General features: G+C 67.6%; 19 protein-coding genes and 1 riboswitch. Of the genes, 14 read left to right on the forward strand and 5 right to left on the reverse strand.

Annotated elements, in window-relative coordinates; genetic code table 11:
- Positions 1–22: 22 nt before the first annotated feature.
- Positions 23–448 (reverse strand): vitamin K epoxide reductase family protein, encoded by a 426-nt coding sequence (locus OG205_RS40055; RefSeq protein WP_330273020.1) that lies wholly within the window; start codon positions 446–448, stop codon positions 23–25.
- Positions 445–870: a PH domain-containing protein gene (locus OG205_RS40060; protein ID WP_330273021.1), complete on the reverse strand. Its 426-nt coding sequence runs from the start codon at positions 868–870 to the stop codon at positions 445–447. Before OG205_RS40060 ends, OG205_RS40055 begins: the two co-directional genes overlap by 4 nt.
- 232 nt (positions 871–1,102) lie before the next feature.
- Between OG205_RS40060 and OG205_RS40065 the strand changes: the two genes are divergently transcribed.
- The 4 genes from OG205_RS40065 to OG205_RS40080 all read left to right on the forward strand — a co-directional run bounded on the left by OG205_RS40065 (position 1,103) and on the right by OG205_RS40080 (position 4,845).
- On the forward strand, positions 1,103–2,935 hold the full coding sequence (locus OG205_RS40065; protein WP_330273022.1) for an acetolactate synthase large subunit: 1,833 nt from the start codon (positions 1,103–1,105) through the stop codon (positions 2,933–2,935).
- Positions 2,935–3,441 (forward strand): acetolactate synthase small subunit, encoded by a 507-nt coding sequence (gene ilvN / locus OG205_RS40070; RefSeq protein ID WP_030479767.1) that lies wholly within the window; start codon positions 2,935–2,937, stop codon positions 3,439–3,441. Before OG205_RS40065 ends, ilvN begins: the two co-directional genes overlap by 1 nt.
- Before the next feature lie 26 nt (positions 3,442–3,467).
- Positions 3,468–4,481, forward strand: a complete 1,014-nt coding sequence (gene ilvC, locus OG205_RS40075; RefSeq protein WP_030479766.1) for a ketol-acid reductoisomerase — start codon at positions 3,468–3,470, stop codon at positions 4,479–4,481.
- 100 nt (positions 4,482–4,581) lie between these two features.
- Positions 4,582–4,845 (forward strand): DUF397 domain-containing protein, encoded by a 264-nt coding sequence (locus tag OG205_RS40080; protein ID WP_090051086.1) that lies wholly within the window; start codon positions 4,582–4,584, stop codon positions 4,843–4,845.
- On the opposite strand, the gene OG205_RS40085 is transcribed toward OG205_RS40080, so the two are convergent.
- The gene (locus OG205_RS40085; RefSeq protein ID WP_330273023.1) at positions 4,778–5,353 is read right to left on the reverse strand and encodes an AAA family ATPase; all 576 of its coding nucleotides are present in this window, start codon (positions 5,351–5,353) and stop codon (positions 4,778–4,780) included. The two genes, OG205_RS40080 and OG205_RS40085, sit on opposite strands and share 68 nt — an antisense overlap.
- Before the next feature lie 626 nt (positions 5,354–5,979).
- On the opposite strand from OG205_RS40085, the gene serA reads away from it, so the two are divergent.
- The 3 genes from serA to OG205_RS40100 all read left to right on the forward strand — a co-directional run bounded on the left by serA (position 5,980) and on the right by OG205_RS40100 (position 12,407).
- On the forward strand, positions 5,980–7,575 hold the full coding sequence (gene serA / locus OG205_RS40090; RefSeq protein WP_442916653.1) for a phosphoglycerate dehydrogenase: 1,596 nt from the start codon (positions 5,980–5,982) through the stop codon (positions 7,573–7,575).
- A 242-nt stretch (positions 7,576–7,817) separates the two neighbouring features.
- The gene (locus tag OG205_RS40095; RefSeq protein WP_442916859.1) at positions 7,818–11,093 is read left to right on the forward strand and encodes a S8 family serine peptidase; all 3,276 of its coding nucleotides are present in this window, start codon (positions 7,818–7,820) and stop codon (positions 11,091–11,093) included.
- A gap of 276 nt (positions 11,094–11,369) precedes the next feature.
- Positions 11,370–12,407, forward strand: coding sequence for a 3-isopropylmalate dehydrogenase (locus OG205_RS40100; RefSeq protein WP_330273026.1), 1,038 nt, complete (start codon positions 11,370–11,372; stop codon positions 12,405–12,407).
- Positions 12,408–12,529: 122 nt separating this feature from the next.
- Here the strand turns inward: OG205_RS40100 and OG205_RS40105 are convergent, their stop codons facing one another.
- Complete coding sequence (locus OG205_RS40105; RefSeq protein ID WP_330273027.1) at positions 12,530–12,949, reverse strand: YciI family protein; 420 nt, start codon at positions 12,947–12,949, stop codon at positions 12,530–12,532.
- A gap of 104 nt (positions 12,950–13,053) precedes the next feature.
- Positions 13,054–13,173: riboswitch (cobalamin riboswitch) on the forward strand.
- 33 nt (positions 13,174–13,206) lie between these two features.
- Between OG205_RS40105 and OG205_RS40110 the strand changes: the two genes are divergently transcribed.
- The 6 genes from OG205_RS40110 to OG205_RS40135 all read left to right on the forward strand — a co-directional run bounded on the left by OG205_RS40110 (position 13,207) and on the right by OG205_RS40135 (position 19,611).
- Positions 13,207–14,229, forward strand: coding sequence for a FecCD family ABC transporter permease (locus tag OG205_RS40110; RefSeq protein WP_330273028.1), 1,023 nt, complete (start codon positions 13,207–13,209; stop codon positions 14,227–14,229).
- Complete coding sequence (locus tag OG205_RS40115; protein ID WP_330273029.1) at positions 14,229–14,969, forward strand: ABC transporter ATP-binding protein; 741 nt, start codon at positions 14,229–14,231, stop codon at positions 14,967–14,969. The genes OG205_RS40110 and OG205_RS40115 overlap by 1 nt, the downstream gene beginning before the upstream one ends.
- A complete protein-coding gene (locus OG205_RS40120; RefSeq protein WP_330273030.1) occupies positions 14,966–15,943 on the forward strand; it encodes an ABC transporter substrate-binding protein in 978 nt (325 codons plus the stop codon). The genes OG205_RS40115 and OG205_RS40120 overlap by 4 nt, the downstream gene beginning before the upstream one ends.
- A gap of 581 nt (positions 15,944–16,524) precedes the next feature.
- Positions 16,525–18,108: a citramalate synthase gene (gene cimA, locus OG205_RS40125; protein ID WP_330273031.1), complete on the forward strand. Its 1,584-nt coding sequence runs from the start codon at positions 16,525–16,527 to the stop codon at positions 18,106–18,108.
- A 17-nt stretch (positions 18,109–18,125) separates the two neighbouring features.
- Positions 18,126–18,884, forward strand: a complete 759-nt coding sequence (locus tag OG205_RS40130; protein WP_319977648.1) for a fumarylacetoacetate hydrolase family protein — start codon at positions 18,126–18,128, stop codon at positions 18,882–18,884.
- 67 nt (positions 18,885–18,951) lie between these two features.
- The gene (locus tag OG205_RS40135; RefSeq protein WP_330273032.1) at positions 18,952–19,611 is read left to right on the forward strand and encodes a response regulator transcription factor; all 660 of its coding nucleotides are present in this window, start codon (positions 18,952–18,954) and stop codon (positions 19,609–19,611) included.
- Here the strand turns inward: OG205_RS40135 and OG205_RS40140 are convergent.
- Entirely contained in the window at positions 19,601–20,857 is a 1,257-nt protein-coding gene (locus OG205_RS40140; RefSeq protein WP_330273033.1) for an FAD-dependent oxidoreductase, read from the reverse strand. The two genes, OG205_RS40135 and OG205_RS40140, sit on opposite strands and share 11 nt — an antisense overlap.
- A gap of 380 nt (positions 20,858–21,237) precedes the next feature.
- Here OG205_RS40140 and OG205_RS40145 point away from each other — a divergent pair, with 380 nt between their 5' ends.
- Positions 21,238–21,975 (forward strand): HAD family hydrolase, encoded by a 738-nt coding sequence (locus OG205_RS40145; RefSeq protein WP_330273034.1) that lies wholly within the window; start codon positions 21,238–21,240, stop codon positions 21,973–21,975.
- Positions 21,976–21,983: the final 8 nt, after the last annotated feature.

Consider the following 21,983-nt stretch of genomic DNA (forward strand, 5'->3'; position numbering starts at 1 on the left):
CCATCAGTCTGGGAGCGGTGCCTCAAAGGTTACTTGTGCGCAGACTCGCCGAGGCCAGCAGATAGGCCAGTGCGAGCGTGATCACGTGCACGACGGTGCACCACAGGCAGATCTTGCCGATGATCAGGAACTCGGCCGCCACCAGGTAGACCACCATCAGCACGCCGACGCCGACCGCGCCGAGACGCACCCATTTCAGCGCGTCGATCCGCCACGCGAACGGGAGGCAGATCACGGTCAGGAACGCGAAGAACGCCAGGCCGAGGAACGCGACGGGGATGCCCAGGAGCTCCGACTGCTCGCTCGTGGTCACGGTCTCGCAGTCGATGACCGCGTCCGCCGAGCACAGCAGCGCGTTCGCGTTGAAGTGCGTGTACGTCAGATAAGCCGAGGTCAGCAGGCCCGCGATGGACAGCAGCAGGCTCAGCAGCGGAACTCGTTTGATCACTTCTCCGACTCCACGACCTCGTCCGCGACTTCCTCGGCGACCACTTCTTCTTCCTTGACCGTCGGGTCGGGCACGCGTCCGCCACTGACCAGGGACAGCGCCGGCAGGTGCATGAACCGCACCGCGGGCAGCGTCACCTCGGACGCGTCCTCCTTGACCGCCCGCAGCCAGCCCTTCTGGATCAGGCGGATGTACTTCACCTCGGACCACTTCAGCGTCGTCGTGCCGAACACACCGCGGGCGACGATCTCGTCCTCGGTGACCGTCGTGCGGTTGCGGACGACCCAGTACGCGTAGCCGAGCGGGAGAACGTAGAGCGCTTGCAGTCCCGGAGCGAGCCACGCCACAGGGGTGACGCAGATGGCGATCAAACCCGCTGCGAGCAGGGCCGTTGCCGGGATGCGAAAGACCAGCTTCTTCACTCGGACGATTGTTCCACGTCCACGATCCGGGAATTCCATCCCGCAGAGTTGACGCACTCTTGCGCGAGGCGATAACGTCCGCTTCATGCAGCGCACGCTCGTTCTCGTACTTCTCAGGCGCGTCGACGCCTGAGCCGAACAGCCTGCGTCGACGCGCGACCCTCGCACGACCCAACTTCGGGTTGTCGAGGGTTTTTTCGTGTCCGGACCCCGATACCCACGAGGCAAACCAATGACCAGCGCACCATCGCGACAGGCTTCCGAGCCCTCGTCGCCACGTCCAGGTCCGCGGCCCAAACCGGCTCCGCCCACTGGCGCGCCGATTCGAGTGACCGGGGCTCAGTCCCTCGTCCGCTCGCTTGAGGCGGTCGGGTGCGAAGTGGTGTTCGGCATTCCCGGCGGGACGATCCTTCCCGCGTACGACCCGCTGCTGGACTCCACGAAGGTCCGGCACATTCTCGTCCGCCACGAGCAGGGCGCAGGGCACGCGGCGACCGGATACGCGCAGGCCACCGGCAAGGTCGGGGTCTGCATGGCGACCTCGGGTCCGGGTGCGACCAACCTCGTCACCCCGATCGCGGACGCGAACATGGACTCCGTCCCCATCGTCGCGATCACCGGCCAGCAGTCGCGGCCGCTGATCGGCACGGACGCCTTCCAGGAGGCGGACATCTGCGGCATCACGATGCCGATCACCAAGCACAACGTGCTCGTGACCGACCCGGCGGACATCCCGCGGGCGATCGCGGAGGCGTTCCACATCGCGTCGACCGGCCGACCCGGCCCGGTCCTCGTCGACATCCCGAAGGACGTGCTGCAGGAGCAGACCAGCTTCTCGTGGCCGCCCGAGATGCGCCTGCCCGGTTACCGGCCGACGACCCGGCCGCACGGCAAGCAGGTCCGCGAGGCCGCGAAGCTGATCGTGGCCGCCCACAAGCCCGTTCTCTACGTCGGTGGCGGCGTCATCAAGGCCGACGCGCACGCCGAGTTGCTGCGCCTCGCCGAGGAGAGCGGCATCCCGGTCGTCACGACGTTGATGGCGCGCGGCGCGTTCCCGGACTCGCACGAGCAGCACATGGGCATGCCCGGCATGCACGGCACCGTCGGGGCCGTCGCGGCGATGCAGAAGTCGGACCTGCTGATCGCACTGGGCGCCCGCTTCGACGACCGCGTCACCGGCCAGCTGAACTCGTTCGCGCCGGACGCGCAGATCATCCACGCGGACATCGACCCGGCCGAGATCTCCAAGAACCGCCGCGCCGACGTGCCGATCGTCGGTGACTGCAAGGAGATCATCACCGAGCTGATCGACGCGCTGCGCACCGAGCGCGAGACGGCGACGAAGGTCGACCTCGCGCCGTGGTGGGCGACGCTGAACTCGATCCGCGAGACGTTCCCGCTCGGCTACGACTGGCCGGACGACGGCACGTTGTCGCCGCAGTACGCCATCGAACGCATCGGTGTGCTGTCGCCGGCCGACACGATCTACACCGCGGGCGTCGGCCAGCACCAGATGTGGGCCGCGCAGTTCGTGAAGTACGAGCACCCGCGCACGTGGATCAACTCCGGCGGCCTCGGCACGATGGGCTTCGCAGTTCCCGCCGCGATGGGCATCAAGGCGGGCCAGCCGGACCGCACGGTGTGGGCCATCGACGGCGACGGCTGCTTCCAGATGACCAACCAGGAGCTCGCCACCTGCGCCATCGAGGGCCTGCCGGTGAAGATCGCCGTGATCAACAACGGCAACCTGGGCATGGTCCGCCAGTGGCAGACGCTGTTCTACGGCGAGCGGTACTCCAACACGGATCTGGGGACGCACAAGCACCGCATCCCAGACTTCAAGCTCCTGGCGGAGGCACTCGGCTGTGCCGGCCTTCGGGCCGAGACGCGCGAGGAGGTGGACGAGGTGATCGGAAAGGCGTTGGAGATCAACGACCGCCCGGTCGTCGTCGACTTCGTCGTCGGCAAGGACGCCCAGGTGTGGCCCATGGTCGCGGCGGGCACCGGCAACTCCGAGATCATGGCCGCCCGCGGCATCCGCCCCCTGTTCGATGAGGACCTGTGATGACCAGGCACACGCTGAGCGTTTTGGTCGAGGACAAGCCCGGTGTGCTCGCACGCGTCGCCGGTCTGTTCTCCCGCCGCGGCTTCAACATCGAGTCGCTCGCGGTCGGCCGCACCGAGTACCCCGACATCTCGCGCATGACCATCGTGGTGTCGGTCGACGAGCTGCCGCTGGAGCAGGTGACCAAGCAGCTCAACAAGCTCATCAACGTCATCAAGATCGTGGAGCTGGAGCCCAGCGCTTCCGTTCAGCGGCAACTGGTGCTGATCAAAGTTCGCGCGGACGCGACGGTGCGGTCGCAGGTCCTCGAGACCGTCCAGCTCTTCCGCGCGAAGGTCGTCGACGTGTCACCGGAGGCCGTCACCATCGAGGCCACCGGCACGTCTGAAAAACTCGACGCGCTGCTGCGCATGCTGGAGCCCTACGGGCTTCGCGAGATCGTCCAGTCCGGCATGGTCGCCATCGGCCGTGGCGCTCGTTCCATCACCGCCACCGCGGTTCGTTAAGCATTACTGAGAGATAGGGAAACACTGTGAGCGTCGAGATCTTCTACGACGACGATGCCGACCTGAGCATCATCCAGGGCCGCAAGGTGGCCGTGATCGGCTACGGCAGCCAGGGCCACGCCCACGCCCTGTCGCTGCGCGACTCCGGCGTGGAGGTCCGCATCGGCCTGCAGGAGGGCTCCAAGTCCCGCGCCAAGGCGGAAGAAGAGGGCCTCGAGGTCGGCACCCCGGCCGAGGTCTCCGCGTGGGCCGACGTGATCATGATCCTGGCGCCGGACACCGCGCAGCGCCACATCTACGCCGACGAGATCGCCGCGAACCTCAACGAGGGTGACGCGATCTTCTTCGGCCACGGCTTCAACATCCGCTACGGCCTCATCACGGTTCCGTCCGGTGTGGACGTCGCCATGGTCGCGCCGAAGGGCCCCGGCCACCTGGTCCGCCGCCAGTTCGTCGACGGCAAGGGCGTCCCCGCGCTCATCGCCGTCGAGCAGGACGCGTCGGGCAACGCGCAGGCCCTCGCCCTGTCCTACGCCAAGGGCATCGGCGGCACGCGCGCCGGCGTCATCAAGACGACGTTCAAGGAAGAGACCGAGACCGACCTCTTCGGCGAGCAGGCCGTCCTCTGCGGTGGCGCCTCCGCGCTGGTGCAGGCGGGCTTCGAGGTCCTCACCGAGGCGGGCTACGCCCCCGAGGTCGCGTACTTCGAGTGCCTGCACGAGCTCAAGCTGATCGTCGACCTCATGTACGAGGGCGGCATCGCCCGCATGCGCTACTCGATCTCCGACACCGCCGAGTTCGGCGACCTGACCCGCGGCCCGCGCGTCGTCACCGCCTCGGTGAAGGAAGAGATGAAGAAGATCCTGGGCGAGATCCAGGACGGCACCTTCGCGAACGAGTGGGTGGCCGAGGACGACAACGGCCGCGCCAACTACAAGAAGCTTCAGCAGGAGGGTGAGAACCACCCGATCGAGGTCACCGGCAAGAAGCTGCGCGACATGATGTCGTGGGTGGACCGCCCGATCACCGAGACCGCCTGACCTTCTTCGAGGCTTTCTCCCAGGGAGGCCCGTGGAGCGTGTGTGACGCTCCGCGGGCCTTTCCGCTTTTCGTTCGCTTCCATCCGCTAGCGTCTTTCGCATGACCGAGAGCGCGCCGATCTACGACGACAAGGCCCACGTGCGCGGCAAGCTGGACCTCCGCAACGCGCAGTGGAAGCGGCCGCCGGAGCCGGAACCGGAAGACGGCCACGTCGAGATCGCCTTCATCGAGCACACCGACGGCGCCACGTACGTCGCCATGCGCAACTCCAAGCAGCTCGAACCCGTCCTCACCTTCACAATGGCGGAGTGGGACGCCTTCGTGCTGGGCGCGAAGGACGGGGAGTTCGACGAGCCCTGGTAGCAGCCAGGACAGCGTCGGCGACCTCCGCCAGGGACCGCGTGCCATCGACGACCACGGCACCGAGACCCCGATACCTGGTCTCCACGTGCACGTTGTGGGCCAACGCCGCCGCCAGCTCCTCCGGATGCTTGCCGAAGGAGTTCGAAGTGCGGGTCCGCAACCGCTCGCGCATCGTCGCGTCGTCGATCACCAGGCACACCACCACGTCGAAGAGGTCCCACACCTCCGCCTCGTTCTCGACGCAGCCGCAGAGGAACGCATCCCGCTCCCCGGCCTCCGCGACGAGACCCTCGACCCGGGCACGGCTGATCCGCCACCCGAACCGGTCGAGCCACCCCTGCGGCACCGGGTCGGGCGGGTCGGCGACGACCTGCCCGCTCACCCGGTCCACCCACTGGTTGAAGCCCTCCCAGTCGGCGTCGACCGCCAGCTCTTCCTTGCTCTTGAGCAGCGAGCAGACCGTCGACTTACCGGCCCCCGACGCCCCGGTGATCCACACGAGCGGCACAGTCGAAGCGTCCCACAGCAGGCAACGCGATATGGCCGACCGCATGCCACCGCCCAGTTCGTGCCCGGCGCCACCGCACTCGCCAACGCAAGATGACCACCTACGGAAGCCCGGCGCGCGGTGTCAACCGGCGCGGCCCCTCGCAAGGCGACCACGTACGAGTCCTGGTGTGGCGATGCGAAGCGAGCCGTCTGAACCTAGGGCGCCGGGTTGCGGTGCAATCGCAACCCCGCACTTCGTCACGACCCGCGCGCCCACCCTCGCAAGGCGACGGAACGTCAGGAACACGACCAACCCCGCTGGAACGCGACAAACGCCCGCAAACCGACCCGCGCGGCCCCGTCCGTCAAACGCCCGCCCAGGCGAACCCCTCCACCCGCGCTACGTCAACGCCCCACCCGTTCCCAGGGCGTGGACTTCACACTGTCGGGTGAACGCCACGTCCACCCATGCTTCGTCCCATACTGCAAGACGCGGGCGGTGACCTGAGCCACCCGGCGGAATGCGCGCGCAAGGCCGGTGTCTATGCTCGTTAACAGTCCGGACACATTGCGGTGCTCCGGTCGGCGCGGGCCAGCCGCCCCCGACCACGCCCGCGCCCCACGATCCGACCCTTCCTGGGAGCGATGTCCGTGAGCAACACGAGCCGACCTGTTGTCCTCATCGCCGAGAAGCTCGCGCCGTCCGTTCTGGACGCTCTCGGCGACGGCGTCGAAGTGCGCCACGTAGACGGCACCGACCGCGAAGCCCTCCTCACCGCCGTCGCCGACGCGGACGCTCTGCTCGTCCGGTCCGCCACCCAGGTGAACGCCGAGGTCTTCGCGGCCACGCGCAAGCTGAAGGTCGTGGCCCGCGCGGGTGTCGGCCTGGACAACGTCGAGGTCCCGGCCGCCACGCAGAACGGCGTGATGGTCGTCAACGCGCCGACGTCCAACATCGTCAGCGCCGCCGAGCACGCCGTCGCGCTTCTCCTCAGCGTCGCGCGCCAGATCCCGGCCGCGCACGAGACGCTGCAGAACCACGAGTGGAAGCGCTCCAAGTTCAACGGCGTCGAGCTCAACGGCAAGACCGTCGGCGTCGTCGGCCTCGGCAAGATCGGGCAGCTGTTCGCGCAGCGCATCGCCGCGTTCGGTGTCGAGCTCATCGCCTACGACCCGTACGTCTCGGCCGCGCGCGCCGCCCAGCTCGGCATCGAGCTCGTCACCCTCGAGGAGCTGCTCGAGAAGGCGGACGCGATCAGCATCCACCTGCCGAAGACGCCGGAGACCAAGGGCCTCATCGGCGCCGAGCAGCTGGCGAAGGCCAAGCGCGGCGTCATCATCGTCAACGCGGCCCGCGGTGGCCTCATCGACGAGGAAGCCCTTGCGGAGGCCGTCAGGGAAGGCCAGGTCGGCGGCGCCGGCATCGACGTCTTCTCCACCGAGCCCACGACCGAGAGCCCGCTGTTCAACGTGCCGGGCATCGTCGTCACCCCGCACCTCGGCGCGTCCACGGCCGAGGCGCAGGACCGCGCGGGCACCGACGTCGCGAAGAGCACCATCCTCGCGCTCGCCGGCGAGTTCGTGCCGGACGCCGTCAACGTCCAGGGCGGTGCGGTCGGCGAAGAGGTCCGCCCGTACCTGCCGCTGGTGCAGAAGCTCGGCACCGTCCTCAGTGCACTGTCGCCCAAGGCCCCGACCAGCGTCACCGTCGAGGTCCGCGGCGAACTGTCCAATGAGGACGTCGCGATCCTGCCGCTCGCCGCTCTGCGCGGGGTGTTCTCCAAGGTCGTCGAGTCGCAGGTGACGTTCGTGAACGCGCCGAGCCTCGCCGCGGACCTGGGCGTCAGCGTCGAGCTCGTCAAGGAGACCGAGAGCCCGAACCACCGCAGCCTCGTCACGGTGAAGGCCGTGTACGCGGACGGCGCGACGAACACCGTGTCCGGCACGGTCAGCGGCATCGCGCAGGTCGAGAAGCTGGTGAACATCAACGGCCGCAACTTCGACCTGAGGGCCGAAGGCACCGTCCTGCTGTTGGAGTACCCGGATCGTCCGGGTGTCATGGGCACCGTCGGCACGCTGCTCGGCGAGGCCGGCGTGAACATCGAGGCCGCGCAGATCAGCCAGACCGGCGACGACGCCGTCATGGTGCTGCGCGTCGACCGCCCGGTCGACACCCAGGTGCTCGACCCGATCGGCGCGTCCGTCGGTGCGCGCACGGTCAGGTCTGTCGACTTCGGATAGTCACGACAAACGGGAAGGGGACGGGCAAAGTCCCCTTCCCGTGTTCGTCGTCGTTCACAACGAAGTCGTAACAGGCAACTATCTGTAGACCACATTCATACTTTCGGGGCAGTCGCAGACACACGATCAGCGATTAGCGTCCCCACGAGGTTGACCCGGTGCCGTAGAGGGCACGGCACTGTCTTTTCGGGTCGAAGGCACACACCTCGGTTGGGGCAAACGTTGTGAAGAGACGATCGAGTCTGGTGGTGTTCTCTGCCATCACCACACTGCTGATCGCACCTGCCACGGCACAGGCGCAGAGCGAACCGCTCGCGCAGCCGGTCAAGGGTGCGCACGGGTTGGACGCGAAAGCGTTGCACCTCAAGGTTTCTCCCAGGCTGAACGCCACGGGCTCGGTCACCGCGTTCGTCGCGCTGGACCGCAAGCCGGCCGTCGACGCGTTCGACGAGAAGAAGAGCCAGGGCAAAGAGGTCGCGAAGCAGGCCGCCAAGCAGGCCAAGAACGACACGTCGGCCACGGTCGACCAGGTCGTCGGCCAGCTCAAGAGCGCTGACACGCAGACCAAGGAGCTCTACCGCACCTCCAACGGCGTCCCCGGCGTCGTCGTGAAGGCCGACGCGCAGAAGGTCCGCGAACTGGCCCAGCGCCAGGACGTTCTCGCCGTCTACCCGGTCGTGCCGAAGAAGCGCCAGAACTCGAACGCCGTCCAGCTCACCAGGACGCTCAACGTCTGGCAGCAGTACGGCAAGCTCGGCGACGACGTCCGCGTCGGCATCATCGACACCGGTGTGGACTACACCCACGCGAACTTCGGCGGCCCCGGCACCGTCGACGCGTTCCGCGCCGTCGACCCGCGCGCGAAGGACCCGAACTTCCCGACCGCGAAGGTCGTCGGCGGTTACGACTTCGTCGGCGAGGACTACGACGGGGAGAGCACCGACCCGGCGATCAACACGCCGAAGCCGGACCCGAACCCCATCGACTGCAACGGTCACGGCTCGCACGTCGCGGGCACCACGGCCGGTTTCGGCGAGAACGCCGACGGCAGCACGTTCAAGGGCGACTACACGAGGCTCGACGCCGCGAAGCTCAACGAGATGAAGATCGGCCCCGGCACCGCGCCGAAGGCCCAGATCTTCGCGCTGAAGGTCTTCGGCTGCGACGGCTCGACCAACGTCACCTCGCAGGCGCTCGACTGGTCGCTCGACCCCGACGGCGACGGCGACTTCTCCGACCACCTCGACGTGGTCAACCTGTCGCTCGGCTCCGACTACGGCGCACCGGACGACCCCGACAGCCTCTTCGTCAAGAAGCTGTACAAGGTCGGCGTCATGCCGGTCTTCTCCGCGGGCAACGGCGGCGACCTCTACGACATCGGCGGCTCACCGGGCAACACGCCCGAGGCGCTGACCGTCGCGTCCGTGCGCGACTCGTTCGTGCTGCGTGACGGCGCCGACGTGAAGGGCCAGGGCCTCAAGCCCGGTCAGTACAGCCAGAGCTTCACCGGTTACCTGGGCTACAACAAGGAACTGCCGGTCGCGAAGCTGTCCCAGGCGGGCAACGCCGACGGCTGCGTCGCGATCACCGACAACGTCGCCGGCAAGTTCGTGTGGCTGGAGTGGGACGACGTCGACGCCACGCGCCGTTGTGGTTCGGCCGTCCGCGCGAACAACGTGCAGGCCGCCGGTGGTCAGGGCGTGCTCCTCTCGTCCACTTTGGAGAACTTCGCGGCGGGCATCGCCGGCAACGCGGGCATCCCGATGTTCCAGTTCACCGGCTCCGCCACCACGGCGATCCGCCCGGCGCTGAACGCGGGCACGCTGGTCGTCCGTCTCGCGGGTGACCTGCGCACCTCGACGCCGACGTACGACCAGTCCATTTCGGACACCCCGAGCGAGTTCACCAGCCGTGGCACCCGCGGCCAGTCCATCAAGCCGGACGTCGCGGCCCCCGGTGACACCATCTCGTCGACCGCCGTCGGTTCCGGCAACGACCGCCTGGTGATCTCGGGTACGTCGATGGCCTCCCCGCACGTCGCCGGCATCGCCGCCCTGGTCCGCCAGGCGCACCCGGACTGGACGCTGGAAGAGGTCAAGGCCTCGATCATGAACACCGCCGGTGCGGACGTGAAGGAGGACGGCAAGACCTTCGCGCCCAACCGGGTCGGCACCGGCCGCGTGGACGGCAAGTCCGCGATCGACAACCAGGTCCTCGCGTACGTCGAGGAGGACAACGGTTACGTCAGCGCGAACTTCGGCGTCGTCGAGGTCGCCAAGGCCGTCTCCAAGTCCAAGACCATCAAGCTGGTCAACAAGTCCACGAAGTCCGTGGAGTACAAGGTCGGTTACACCGCGGCCACGACGATCCCCGGCGTGAGCTACGTGCTCTCGCAGGACAAGGTGAAGCTGAGCCCGCGCGGCGTCGCGCGCGTCAAGGTGACCCTGAAGATCGACGACCCGAAGGCGCTGCGCAAGACGGTCGACTCGACCGTCGAGGCCAACCAGCTCGACGTGCCGCGCCAGTTCCTCGCGGACGCCTCCGGTCGCGTGACCTTCACGCCGACCGCCGGTGCCACCGTGCCGCTGCGCCTGTCGGTCTACTCGGCGCCGAAGCCGGTCGCGGACGTCAAGACCGCGTCCAGCCTCAAGTTCCGGGGCAACGACAAGCAGGCCGTGCTGAACGTGACCGGCAAGGGTCTCGACCAGGGCACCGGCTCGCAGGCCTACCGCTCGCTGATCAGCGTTCTCGAGCTGCAGGCCCAGTCGCCGAAGCTGCGCGACTGCAAGCGCAACGTCACCGAGAACTGCGCGCTCAACGAGACCGCCAAGGGCGGCGACCTCCGCTACGTCGGCGCGGCCTCCACGGCCCCGCTGGCCAAGGCGCAGGGCAAGCCGGAGGAGGCGCTGCTCGCGTTCGGTGTCGCTACCTGGGGCAACTGGTACAACCTGGGCAAGAACACCATCCCGTTCGTCGACATCGACACCAACGGTGACGGCACGGCGGACTTCGAGGTGTTCGCGACCCGCCTGACCGACACCGACCTGCTGGTCGCGTCCACGGTGGACCTGAAGACGGGCGAGACCGTCGACATCCAGGGCGTGAACGGCCTGTTCGGCGACGTCGACGCGAACGTCCAGGACACCAACGTCGTCGTCCTGCCGGTGCTGCTGAGCGCACTGGGCATCGACGCGACGAAGGACACGGCCCGCCTCTCGTACGTCGTGGGCGTCGGTGGCTACTACGCCGCGCCGGGCAACGCGAACAAGCTCGTCGACGTCATCGACCGCAACCTGTCCTACGACCCGCTCAAGCCGGGTCTGTGGGCGCAAGGCGGCGGCGACGCGGCGCTCTCGTACCTCGCGAAGCCGGGTACCGCGCTCGTGGTGAACAAGAACGAGGCCTCGCTGAAGGCCGACAAGTCCGAGGGGCTGCTGGTCCTCAACCACCACAACGCCAACGGTGACCGCGCGTCGGTCGTCCTGGTGAAGTCGAGTGGCCGGGGCGGCGCCTACTAGATCGGATGTTTCACGAGAGGCCCGGTTCTTCGTTTGGAACCGGGCCTCTCGGCATGTCACGGCCTGGAACTGCCTGCCGTCACCCCTTGACGCGACCCCGTTCCTGCGGTCGAGTGACACTCGAAAGTGGGATATGGGCCGTGTGGGTGTCCCGCAGTACGGGAGATAACACCCCGATGGGGTGTCCGGCATGCGGCGAGCGGCCTGGATGCCGGTAGCCTTTCGCGAAGGAAAGTAGTCCCACCAATTGGGGACTGACACCTGGGAGGTGTGTGGATGCGGCTCGCAGTGATCCCAGGAGACGGGATCGGGCCCGAGGTCATCGCTGAGGCCCTGAAGGTCCTCGGAGAGGTCGTTCCGGCGGCCGAGATCACTCGCTACGACCTCGGCGCGGCGCGCTGGCACGCCACGGGAGAGTTGTTGCCCGAGTCGGTGCTGGGAGAGCTTCGCCAGCACGACGCGATCCTGCTCGGCGCGGTGGGCGACCCGTCGGTGCCGAGCGGAATTCTGGAGCGGGGCCTGCTTCTGAGGCTGCGCTTCGAACTTGACCACCACGTGAACCTCCGCCCGGCTCGTCTCTACCCCGGTGTCCGCAGCCCGCTCGCGGACCCGCCGGAGATCGACATGGTGGTGGTCCGCGAGGGCACAGAAGGCCCGTACGCGGGCAACGGCGGCCTGCTCCGCAAGGACACGCCGCACGAGATCGCCACCGAGGTCTCGCTGAACACGTCGTTCGGCGTCGAGCGCGTGGTCCGGGACGCCTTCGCGCGTGCCTCGAACCGTCCGCGCCGGCACCTGACCTTGGTGCACAAGACGAACGTCCTCACGTACGCCGGCTCGTTGTGGTCGCGCGTGGTCGAGGAGGTCTCGCTGCAGCACCCTGAGGTCACCGTGGCCTACCAGCACGTGGACGCGGCGACCATTCACCTGGTCACCGACCCGGGCCGGTACGACGTGATCGTCACCGACAACCTGTTCGGCGACATCCTGACCGACCTCGCCGCCGCCGTCACGGGTGGCATCGGCCTGGCCGCGTCGGGAAACATGGACGTGACCCGTCGCAACCCGTCGATGTTCGAGCCGGTCCACGGTTCGGCACCGGACATCGCGGGCCAGGGCATCGCGGACCCGACGGCCGCCGTGCTGTCGGTCGCGCTGCTGCTCGACCACCTCGGCGAGCACGAGTCGGCACGCCGGATCGAGGCCTCAGTGGCCTTTGATCTCGCTACCAGGGACCACCAGTCGCCTGGGGCCACCTACGCCATCGGCGACCGTCTCGCGGCACTCGTGTCGTCGAACGTCCGCACTGGCTGAGGTTCATCCGCAAGACGTTTTGAAGCCCCGGCCGGATTTTCCGGCCGGGGCTGTTTTTTTCACGAGTAACCAGTACAGGAAGGCGTTGCCCAGATACGCCGGGGCGCCTTCGCGGGCTCCGGTCAAAGTTGGCCGTTGGCTTCCCTCCATGTGCGCTCCTTCTGGATCCACTCGTTGTCCTGCGGGAACTCGTCGATCGTCGGCACGCGCCGGATCTCGGTCTTGAACCCCGGGCCGGCCATCGGCATGCGCTTGGCCCACTCGATCGCCTCCTCCTTCGAGGACACGTTGAGGAGGTAGAAGCCGTTGAACAGCTCCTTGGTCTCGCCGTAGGGGCCGTCCGTGACGACCGGGGGTTCGGCGGAGTAGTCGACGACGACGCCCTCGGACGGCTCGGAAAGCCCCTCGGCGGCCAGCAGCACGCCGGCGCGGACCAGTTCCTCGTTGAACGCGCCGACCGTCTCCAGCATCTTGTCGAAGTCGAATTCGCCCATGTTCGCGTAGGCCTCGTCGGTGGCACGCATGATCAGGATGTACTTCACGGTGGATCTCCTCGCTCGTTGTCTTCCTCGGTGACGTCCACAGGTCGAACGGGCCGCTGCCCGGATCGACATCACACCCCGAGAATTTTCGAACTTTCTGTTTTCGCAGGTAGGGTCGGGTCAGTCGTGCGTGGGGGAAGACCGGTCGAAGTCCGGCGCTGACCCGCAACGGTAGGTCCCACCCAGGGACGAGCCCGAACACCCGCTCACGGTGCCCTAGAACTTCCGACTCCGCCGTGGACTGCGGGAAGGACCCAGTGCTCTCCAAGATCAGCGTGCTCGTCGGCGTGCTCGCCGTCAGCCTCGTCGCGGGCGTCGCGCTCGGCCCCGTCTCCGTTCCGTTCGACCTCACGCTCGAACTGCTGTGGGCGGCGCTGACCGGTGGCACGATCCCCGCCGACCTCGCCGGGCAGTACCACATCGTCTGGGACATCCGGCTTCCCCGCGTCCTGCTGGCCGCGGTCGTCGGGGCGGGGCTGAGCACCGTCGGCGTCGCGATCCAGGCGATGGTGCGCAACGCGTTGGCCGACCCCTACGTGCTCGGCATCTCGTCGGGAGCGAGTGTGGGGGCGACGGCGGTGGCGACGCTCGGAATCCTGTCCGGTCTCGGCGTCTACGCGTTGTCGGTGGGGGCGTTCCTGACCGGTCTCGGCGCCACGGCCCTGGTCTACATCACCGCGCGCACGAGCCGTGGGCTCACACCGTTGCGGCTCGTGCTGACCGGGACGGCGCTCGCGTACGGGTTCTCCGCCGTGGCGATGCTGCTGGTGTTCCAGGCGCCGCGCGGTGAGGCGGCGCGGGCCGCGATGTTCTGGTTGCTCGGCAGCCTCGGCGGGGCGAACTGGCAGTCGCTGCCCGTCGCCGCCGTCGTGACCGCGGCCGGCATCGTCTACCTGGCGACCAAGGCGCGGAAGCTCAACGCGCTGGCGATGGGCGACGAGACCGCGACCACGCTCGGCGTCGCGGTCAACCGGTTCCGCACGCACCTGTTCATCGTCACCGCCGCCATGACCGGCGTGCTGGTGGCGGTCAGCGGCGCCGTCGGGTTCGTCGGGCTGATGCTGCCGCACCTGACGCGCATGGTCGTCGGCGCAGACCACCGCAAGGTCCTGGCGCTCGCACCGCTGGCCGGAGCGTCGTTCCTGGTGTGGGTCGACGTGGCCGCGCGGATGCTCGCCGCACCGGAGGAACTGCCGCTCGGCGTCATCACGGCCGCGCTCGGCGTGCCGTGCTTCATCTTCCTGATGCGCCGCAGGTCCTACGTCTTCGGAGGCCGCTGATGCGCGTCGAGCTGCACGACGTCACCGTCCGGAACATCATCTCCGGCATTTCGTTGAACGCCTCCGGTGAGGTCGTCGGCATCGTCGGCCCCAACGGCAGCGGCAAGTCGACGACGTTGCGCTGTGTGTACAGGGCGCTCAAGCCGGACGCCGGCACCGTCCTGCTCGACGGCGAGAACGTCCACAAGCGACACGACGTCGCCCGCCACCTCGCCGCTCTGACCCAGGAGTCGCAGGTCGAGTTCGACTTCACGGTCGCCGAGGTCGTGGAGATGGGCAGGCTGCCGCACGACCGCGATCCCGCGCGTGATTCCCGGGTGGTTTCCGAAGCACTGTCCACCGTGGACGTGTCGCACCTCGCTTCACGCAGCTTCCTCAGTTTGTCCGGCGGGGAGCGTCAACGCGTGCTCATCGCTCGCGCGATCGCCCAGGAACCGCGCGTGCTCGTGCTGGACGAGCCCACGAACCACCTCGACATCCGGCATCAGCTCGACGTTCTCCGGCTCACGCGCGGGCTGGGCATCACGGTTCTGACGGTTCTGCACGATCTGAACCTCGCCGCTTCCTTCTGCGACCGGCTGTACGTGCTGGACGAAGGACGGATCGTCGCGTCCGGCACACCGGCCGAGGTGCTGGTCCCCGAGCTGATCGCCAAGGTTTTCCACGTCACCGCGCACGTCGTGCGGCATCCGACCACGGGAGTTCCCCAGCTCCTGTTCGACCAGGAGGTCACCCCTTGAGAACTGTTGTGTGTGCCGCTGTGCTGTTGATCTCCGGCTGCGGCGCCACGGTCGCCCAGGACACCTCCGCGTCCGACCCGGTGACCGTCACGAACTGCGGTCAGCAGGTCACGTTCGACAGGATTCCGTCCAAAGTGGTCACCAACGACACCGGCATCACCGAGTTGATGTTCGCGCTGGGGTTGAAGGACCGGATGGCGGGTTACGTCGTGTCCGGTGTCGACACCGTCGACGTGCGGACCTCGCCGTGGAAGGCCGAGTTCGGCAGTGTGAAGCACCTGTCCGACAAGATCTCCAAGGAGGTCGTGCAGGGGGTCAACGCCGATCTGGTGTTCGCCGGGTGGAACTACGGGTTCAGCGAGAGCACCGGGTTCACGCCGGACTCGTTGAAGGCTCTGGGGATCGGGACCTATCAACTGACCGAGGCCTGCCGGAACGGGGTGGGGAAGCAGCGCGGGATCATGCCGGCGCTGGACGCGCTGTACACGGATCTGCGCAACCTCGGGAAGATCTTCCGGGTCGAGGCCAAGGCCGAGGAACTGGTGAAGGGGTACCAGGAGCAGATCGCTTCTGCCGGGCGGTTGATGGAGGGCAAGCCTCGGCCGAAGGTGTTCCTGTACGACAGCGGGCAGGACCAGCCGTTCACGTCCGGGAAGAACGCCGCGCCTCAGGACGTGATCTCGAAGGCCGGCGGGGACAACATCTTCGGGGATCTCAACGACAGTTGGACGACGGTCAACTGGGAGACCGTCGTGCAGCGGAACCCGGATGTCGTGTTGATCGTGGACTATGCGGACGGGGAGGCGAACACGCCTGAGCAGAAGCAGGCGTTCCTGGAGGGCTTCGCTCCGCTTGCCAACTCGCCTGCGGTCAAGGGGAAGAGGTTTTTCTCGCTGCCGTACGCGGCGTTGGTGGAGTCGCCTCGGAATGCGGCTTCGATCGAGGCGTTCGCGAAGTTCCTGTCCCAGGGGTGAGGCGGTTCTGGTCGTTCAGTCTCCCTGCGAGGGTGGTCCGTCGGGTCGCGACGGAACTGAGCGGGGTTGCGATTGGGGCTTGACCTTGAGCCTCTGGCGGGATGCTTGACGGCCGGAAAAGGCCGGGCTGAAAAGCGCCCGGCCGTGCCCATGAGGGGAGCATCCCGCCCACTCAAGGTAAAGCCCCAATCGCCTTGAGGGGCCCGAACCGCAACCCAGGCGGTAGAGGTTCAGACAGCTCGCTTCGCATCGCCACGCCAGGCTTCGTACGTGGTTGCCTGGCGAGGGCGGGCGCCGGGTGACACCGCGCGGGGCGGGTTGCGGTGGCTGATTCCTGTTCCAGCGGAGGGGTCGCTTCGCGTTCAGTCACAGGCGTGAACCCATGACCAGATAGTGGGAGATTTCCTCCCGTCGCTTGGTACACCGCGCCGGGCTGTGGCAGCATCGCCGGCATGCTTCAGTACGTCGCCATCATTATTGACGAGCGCGTCGGGTAGTTGCCGCCCCTGGCACCCGACGCGCAGACCTCTCGCATCCCGCGGGGGGTCTTTTTGTTTGCCCGGATGAGGAGATGAACCCCGATGGCCGGCCCGACCGACGAGTTCCACGTCTACGACACGACGTTGCGCGATGGCGCACAACGTGAGGGCATTTCGTACTCCGTCACGGACAAGCTCGCGGTCGCGCGGCTGCTGGACGGGCTCGGCGTCGGGTTCATCGAGGGCGGCTGGCCCGGCGCACTGCCCAAGGACACGGAGTTCTTCGCTCGTGCCGCGGCTGGGGACTTGGAGTTGAAGCACGCCAAGCTGGTCGCGTTCGGGGCCACGCGCAAGGCCGGGGTCAAGGTCGAGGAAGACCCGCAGGTCAAGGCGCTGATCGACAGTCAGGCGCAGGTGGTCACGCTGGTGGCCAAGTCGGACCTTCGGCACATCGAGCGCGCGCTGCGCACGGACGCCGACGAGAACCTGAAGATGGTGCGCGACACCGTCCGGTTCCTGAAGGACCACGGGAGGCGCGTTTTTCTCGACGCCGAGCACTTCTTCGACGGGTACGCGTTCTCGCCGGACACGAGTCTGCGCGTGCTGGAGTCCGCTGTGGAGGGTGGCGCGGACGTCGTTGTGCTGTGCGACACCAATGGCGGGCAGCTGCCGTTGGGGCTTGCGGAGACGGTCGCGGAGGTTGTCGAGAAGACCGGTTTCCGCGTAGGAATTCACTGCCAGGACGACACGTCCTGTGCGGTGGCGAACACACTTGCGGCCGTTCAGGCGGGCGCGACGCACGTTCAGTGCACCGCCAACGGATATGGCGAGCGGGCAGGCAATGCGGACCTGTTCGCCGTCGTGGGAAACCTCGTGACCAAACTCGGCATGGAGGTGCTCCCGATCGGAGCGCTGGCCGAGCTCACCCGTGTCTCCCATGCGTTGGCCGAGATCGCGAACATCGCACCCGACACCCACCAGGCCTATGTCGGGTCGTCAGCATTCGCTCACAAGGCGGGTCTGCACGCGAGCGCGATCAAGGTGGATCCGGAGCTGTACAACCACATCGATCCGGACACCGTCGGCAACGACATGCGGGTGCTGGTCACCGAGATGGCCGGTCGGGCGAGCATCGAACTCAAGGGACGTGAGTTCGGGCTCGACCTGGCCGGCCGGGGGACCGAGGTCGGCAGCGCGTTGAAGCGCGTGAAGGAGTTGGAGGCGAAGGGCTGGTCGTTCGAGGCCGCCGACGCCTCGATGGAGCTCCTGCTGCGCACCGAGCTGTCCGAACTGGACACTCCGCCCTTCACGTTGGAGTCCTACCGGGTCGTGCTCGATCACCGGTCGGACGGCGAGATCGTGTCCGAGGCCACGGTCAAGGTGCACGTGGCGGGGGAGCGGGTCATCGCGACGGCTGAGGGCATCGGCCCTGTGCACGCTCTGGACGCGGCGCTGCGCAAGGCGTTGCTGCCGCACCTGTCCTGGTTGGACACTGTGGAGCTGGCCGACTACAAGGTGCGCATCCTGACCGAACATCCCGGTACCGATGCCGTGACGCGCGTCCTGGTGGAGTCCACCGATGGCGAGCGCGAGTGGACCACCGTGGGTGTGCACGGCAACATCGTCGAGGCCTCCTGGCTGGCGTTGTGTGACGCACTCGTCCACAAATCCATGAGGTCGAGCTGACCTCGTAAACTGGGATCGTGCGCATCGCCCGAATTGCTCATCCCCAAGGCGTGGCCTTCGTCGCCGTTCACGGCGACGAAGCCGCGGAAATCGCCGAACACCCCTTCGGCACGCCCACGTTCACCGGCCGGAAGTGGCCGTTGGCGGACGTGAGGCTGCTCGCTCCCATCCTGCCGACCAAGATCATTGGTGTGGGGCGGAACTACGCCGACCACGCCAAGGAGCTCGGCAACGAGGTTCCCGCGGAGCCGTTGCTGTTCTTCAAGCCCAACACGTCGGTGGTCGGCCCGAACGTGGAGATCAAGCTCCCGGCCGTGTCCGAGCGCGTCGACTTCGAGGGCGAGCTCGCGGTCATCATCGGCCAGCCGTGCCGCGACGTGCCGAAGGCCAAGGCCGCGAGTGTGATCATGGGTTACACGATCGCCAACGACGTCACGGCCCGCGACCTGCAGAAGAAGGACGTGCAGTTCACGCGTGCCAAGGGTTTTGACACGTTTTGCCCGTTGGGTCCGTTCATCGAGACCGAGTTCGACCCCTCCGACGTCCGCGTCGTCACCGAAGTTGACGGGGAAGTCAAACAAGACGGCCGTACTTCGTTGATGGTGCACGACATTCCGTCGCTCGTGGAGTACGTCTCCGGCATCATGACGCTGTTGCCGGGCGACCTGATCCTGACCGGCACGCCGGCCGGTGTCGGGCCGATGAGGGCCGGACAGACGGTCTCCGTGACTGTGGACGGCCTTGGCACGCTCACCAATCCGGTCGCAAATAGGTAGCCGTACGGAGCAATCCGGCGTCCGGCAGGTTACGCATCCGGGTACCCGCGAGTAACTTCCCGGTGTCATGACGGACCTGGCGTCCACCCGCGTGTTGCTGGTCGACGGATCGCAGCTCATCACCGAAGGGCTGCGGCTCTCGCTGCATCGCACGCACTGCTTCCGCGTTGTGGGCATCGCCCACACCGTGGCCGAGGCTGCGCGCAGCCTGCGCGGCACTGTGGTGGACCTGGTCGTCACGGACTTCGACGTGCCGGGCGCCGGACCGCTGCGCACCGTGCGGGACACGGCGCAGTACAGACCGAGCGCCCGCGTCGTCGTCCTGTCCAATGCGGACAGTCCGAGCTGGGCCCGCGCCGCTCTCGACGCCGGCGCGGTGGCCTACCTGCTGAAAACCTCGCCGGTGGCCGAGCTGTTACCGCTGATCGCGGCCGCGGTGCGGGGTGCTCCCGCCACGATCGACGCGCGGGTGGGGTCGCTCGCGCGCCTGCCGTCGCGGATGCCGCCACCCGCGACACTCGGCCGGCTGTCGGCACGGGAGTTCGACGTGCTGGCCGAGATGGCGAAGGGGATGGACAACGCGCGCATCGCCCAGAGGCTCTTCATCAGCAACGACACCGTGAAGACCCACGTGAAGGCGATCCTGCGCAAGCTGGGCGCCCGTGACCGCGCCCACGCCGTGGCGTTGGTGCTCGGCGAGAGCTCCGAGGCCTTCGTCACGACCTAGCGATGGTCTGCGGTGCCCTGCGCGCGAAGTCCGGCGCGTGCTCGGGACGCGGCCCGATCGCGATCATGTAGGCCGGCACCGCCTGCAGGAACGGCAGCTTCTGCGCGACCCTGAGCATGAACGGGGTGCCGGTGCTCGAGACCGTCGCCGTGCTGTTGAGCTTGCGGCCCAGGAACAGCCGGTGGATGACCCGCTGCATCGTCTGGATCACGACGGTCGGGAACAACCTGCGCCCGCGCACCTTCGCGAGCGTCGCGGTCGTGACCCTGCCGTCCCGCAACGGCCGCGCGAGCACGGTGGCTGCGGCGACCGCGTCCTGCACGGCGAGGTTGATTCCGACGCCGCCGACCGGTGACATCGCGTGCGCGGCGTCACCGATGCACAGCAGCCCGTCGACGTGCCAGTGCCGCAACCGGTCCAGCTTCACGTCGAGCAGCTTCGGGTCGTCGATGGTCCTGATGTGCTCGACCCGGTCCGCGAGCCACGGGACGAGCGTGACGACCCGTTCGCGGAACTTCTCGACGCCTTCGGCGCGCACGGCCTCGTCCGTTCCTTTGCGGATCAGGAAAGCGCACTGGAAGTACTCGCCACGTGGAATGAGCACGAGTCCACTGCCGGCGCTGAACCTGCCGCCGCCACCCTTGACGGGGTCGCTCTCGTTGCGCGGCAAGCGGAACCACCACACGTCCATCGGCGCGCCGAAGCTGTAGACCGGCAGTTCCACGGCCGCGCGCAGGATCGAGCTCCGCCCGTCCGCCGCCACGACGAGGTCCGCGACGATCTCGCCCTCGTGCCCGTCGACGCGGTCCCGGTACTTCACGCCCGTGACCCTGTTGCCGCTCCTGGTGATCGCGGTGACCTCGGTGTTCATCCGCAGCGCGAACGTCGGTTCGAGCTTGCCCGCGTCCGCCAGCAGGTCCAGGAAGTCCCACTGCGGCACCATCGCGATGCGCTTGTTCGGGCCGGGAAGCCGGGACAGGTCGGCGATCGTGGCTTTGGCGCCGCCGTCGAGCAGGGCCTCGATCTTGTCGACGTCCTGGTGCGGCACCTGCTCGAACGCCGGACCGAGCCCCAGCTCGTCCAGCAGGTTGAGCGTCGACGCGTGCACCGTGTCGCCGCGGAAGTCGCGCAGGAAGTCACCGTGCTTCTCCAGCACCGTGACCTCGACGCCACCGCGCGCCAGGAGCAGCCCCAGAACCATTCCGGCAGGTCCGCCACCGACGACGAGACAGGTCGTCCTCTCCATGTCGATCCCCTCTTTTCAACCGGTGTTGAATAAACTCAAGCATGCTCTCGATCGCCAGGTGCGTCAAGCGGAGTTCCAGTGGCGTGGCTCTCGTTCGGACCCAGTCCACTGTGGACGGTCTGGGAACCCAGGCATCGAAAGGGTTGCGGCTGGTGTGGAATGTCGTTGTGCGAGCTAGGGTGTCGCGCTCGCCGAACCGCCCGTTCGGGCAGAGACCGTTACGCCGCTGAATAACACTCGACCGGGTGATTGCATTCGGCGCTCGGAGGAGTGTCACTGGTTCGTTCGGGCCCTCAAGGTCTGCTGGATCGTGCAAGGACCTATAGGAATCACCTCGTTAGCCGAATCGGACGAGGCCCTCGCGCACCTAACCTTCCGGAGTGACAACTGCGTCCCCGACTTTCACGCGTAAGAGAACCGGCGAGATCCGCGCTGTCTGCCTGGACGTCGACGACACACTTGTCGACTACAGCAGTTCATCGCGAGCCGCGTTGGCCTCGATGGTCGGTAACGCCGACGCCTGGTCGTTGTGGCAGCGAATCACCGACGACCACGTCTCCCGCCAGCTCGCCGGTGAGCTCCAGTACGAGGCGATGCGCAACATCCGCACCCAGGCCTTCTTCGCCGCACTCGGCGAGGAGCTCACGCTGGAGGAAGCCACCCGCCGCGAGCTCGGCCGCCAGGAGGTCCTCACCTCCGGCTGGTGTCTGTTCCCGGACGTCATCCCGATGCTCGACTGGCTGCGGGCGACCGGCCTGCCCATCGCCGCGATCAGCAACGCCTCGGGCCGCCACCAGCGCGTGAAGATCGCCCAGCTCGGCCTCTCCGAGTACTTCGACGCGGTCCTCATCGCCGGCGAGGTCGGCTGCGCCAAGCCGGACCGCGTGATCTTCCACACCGCGTGCCTCGCCCTGGGCGTCTCGCCCGGCGACACCGTCCACGTGGGAGACCGCCTGCACGCCGACGCCATCGGCGCGCGCGACGCCGGAATGCACGGTGTCTGGATCAACCGCACCGGCCCGACCGGCGGCACACTGCCCGCGGGCCTGTCGTCCATCACGACGCTCGCGGAACTGCCGGAGCTCCTCGTCTGCGAGCTCTCCACCGCCAGCGCCTGAGATGTGCC

The organism is Lentzea sp. NBC_00516 (assembly GCF_036346835.1).
Lineage (GTDB): Bacteria > Actinomycetota > Actinomycetes > Mycobacteriales > Pseudonocardiaceae > Lentzea > Lentzea sokolovensis.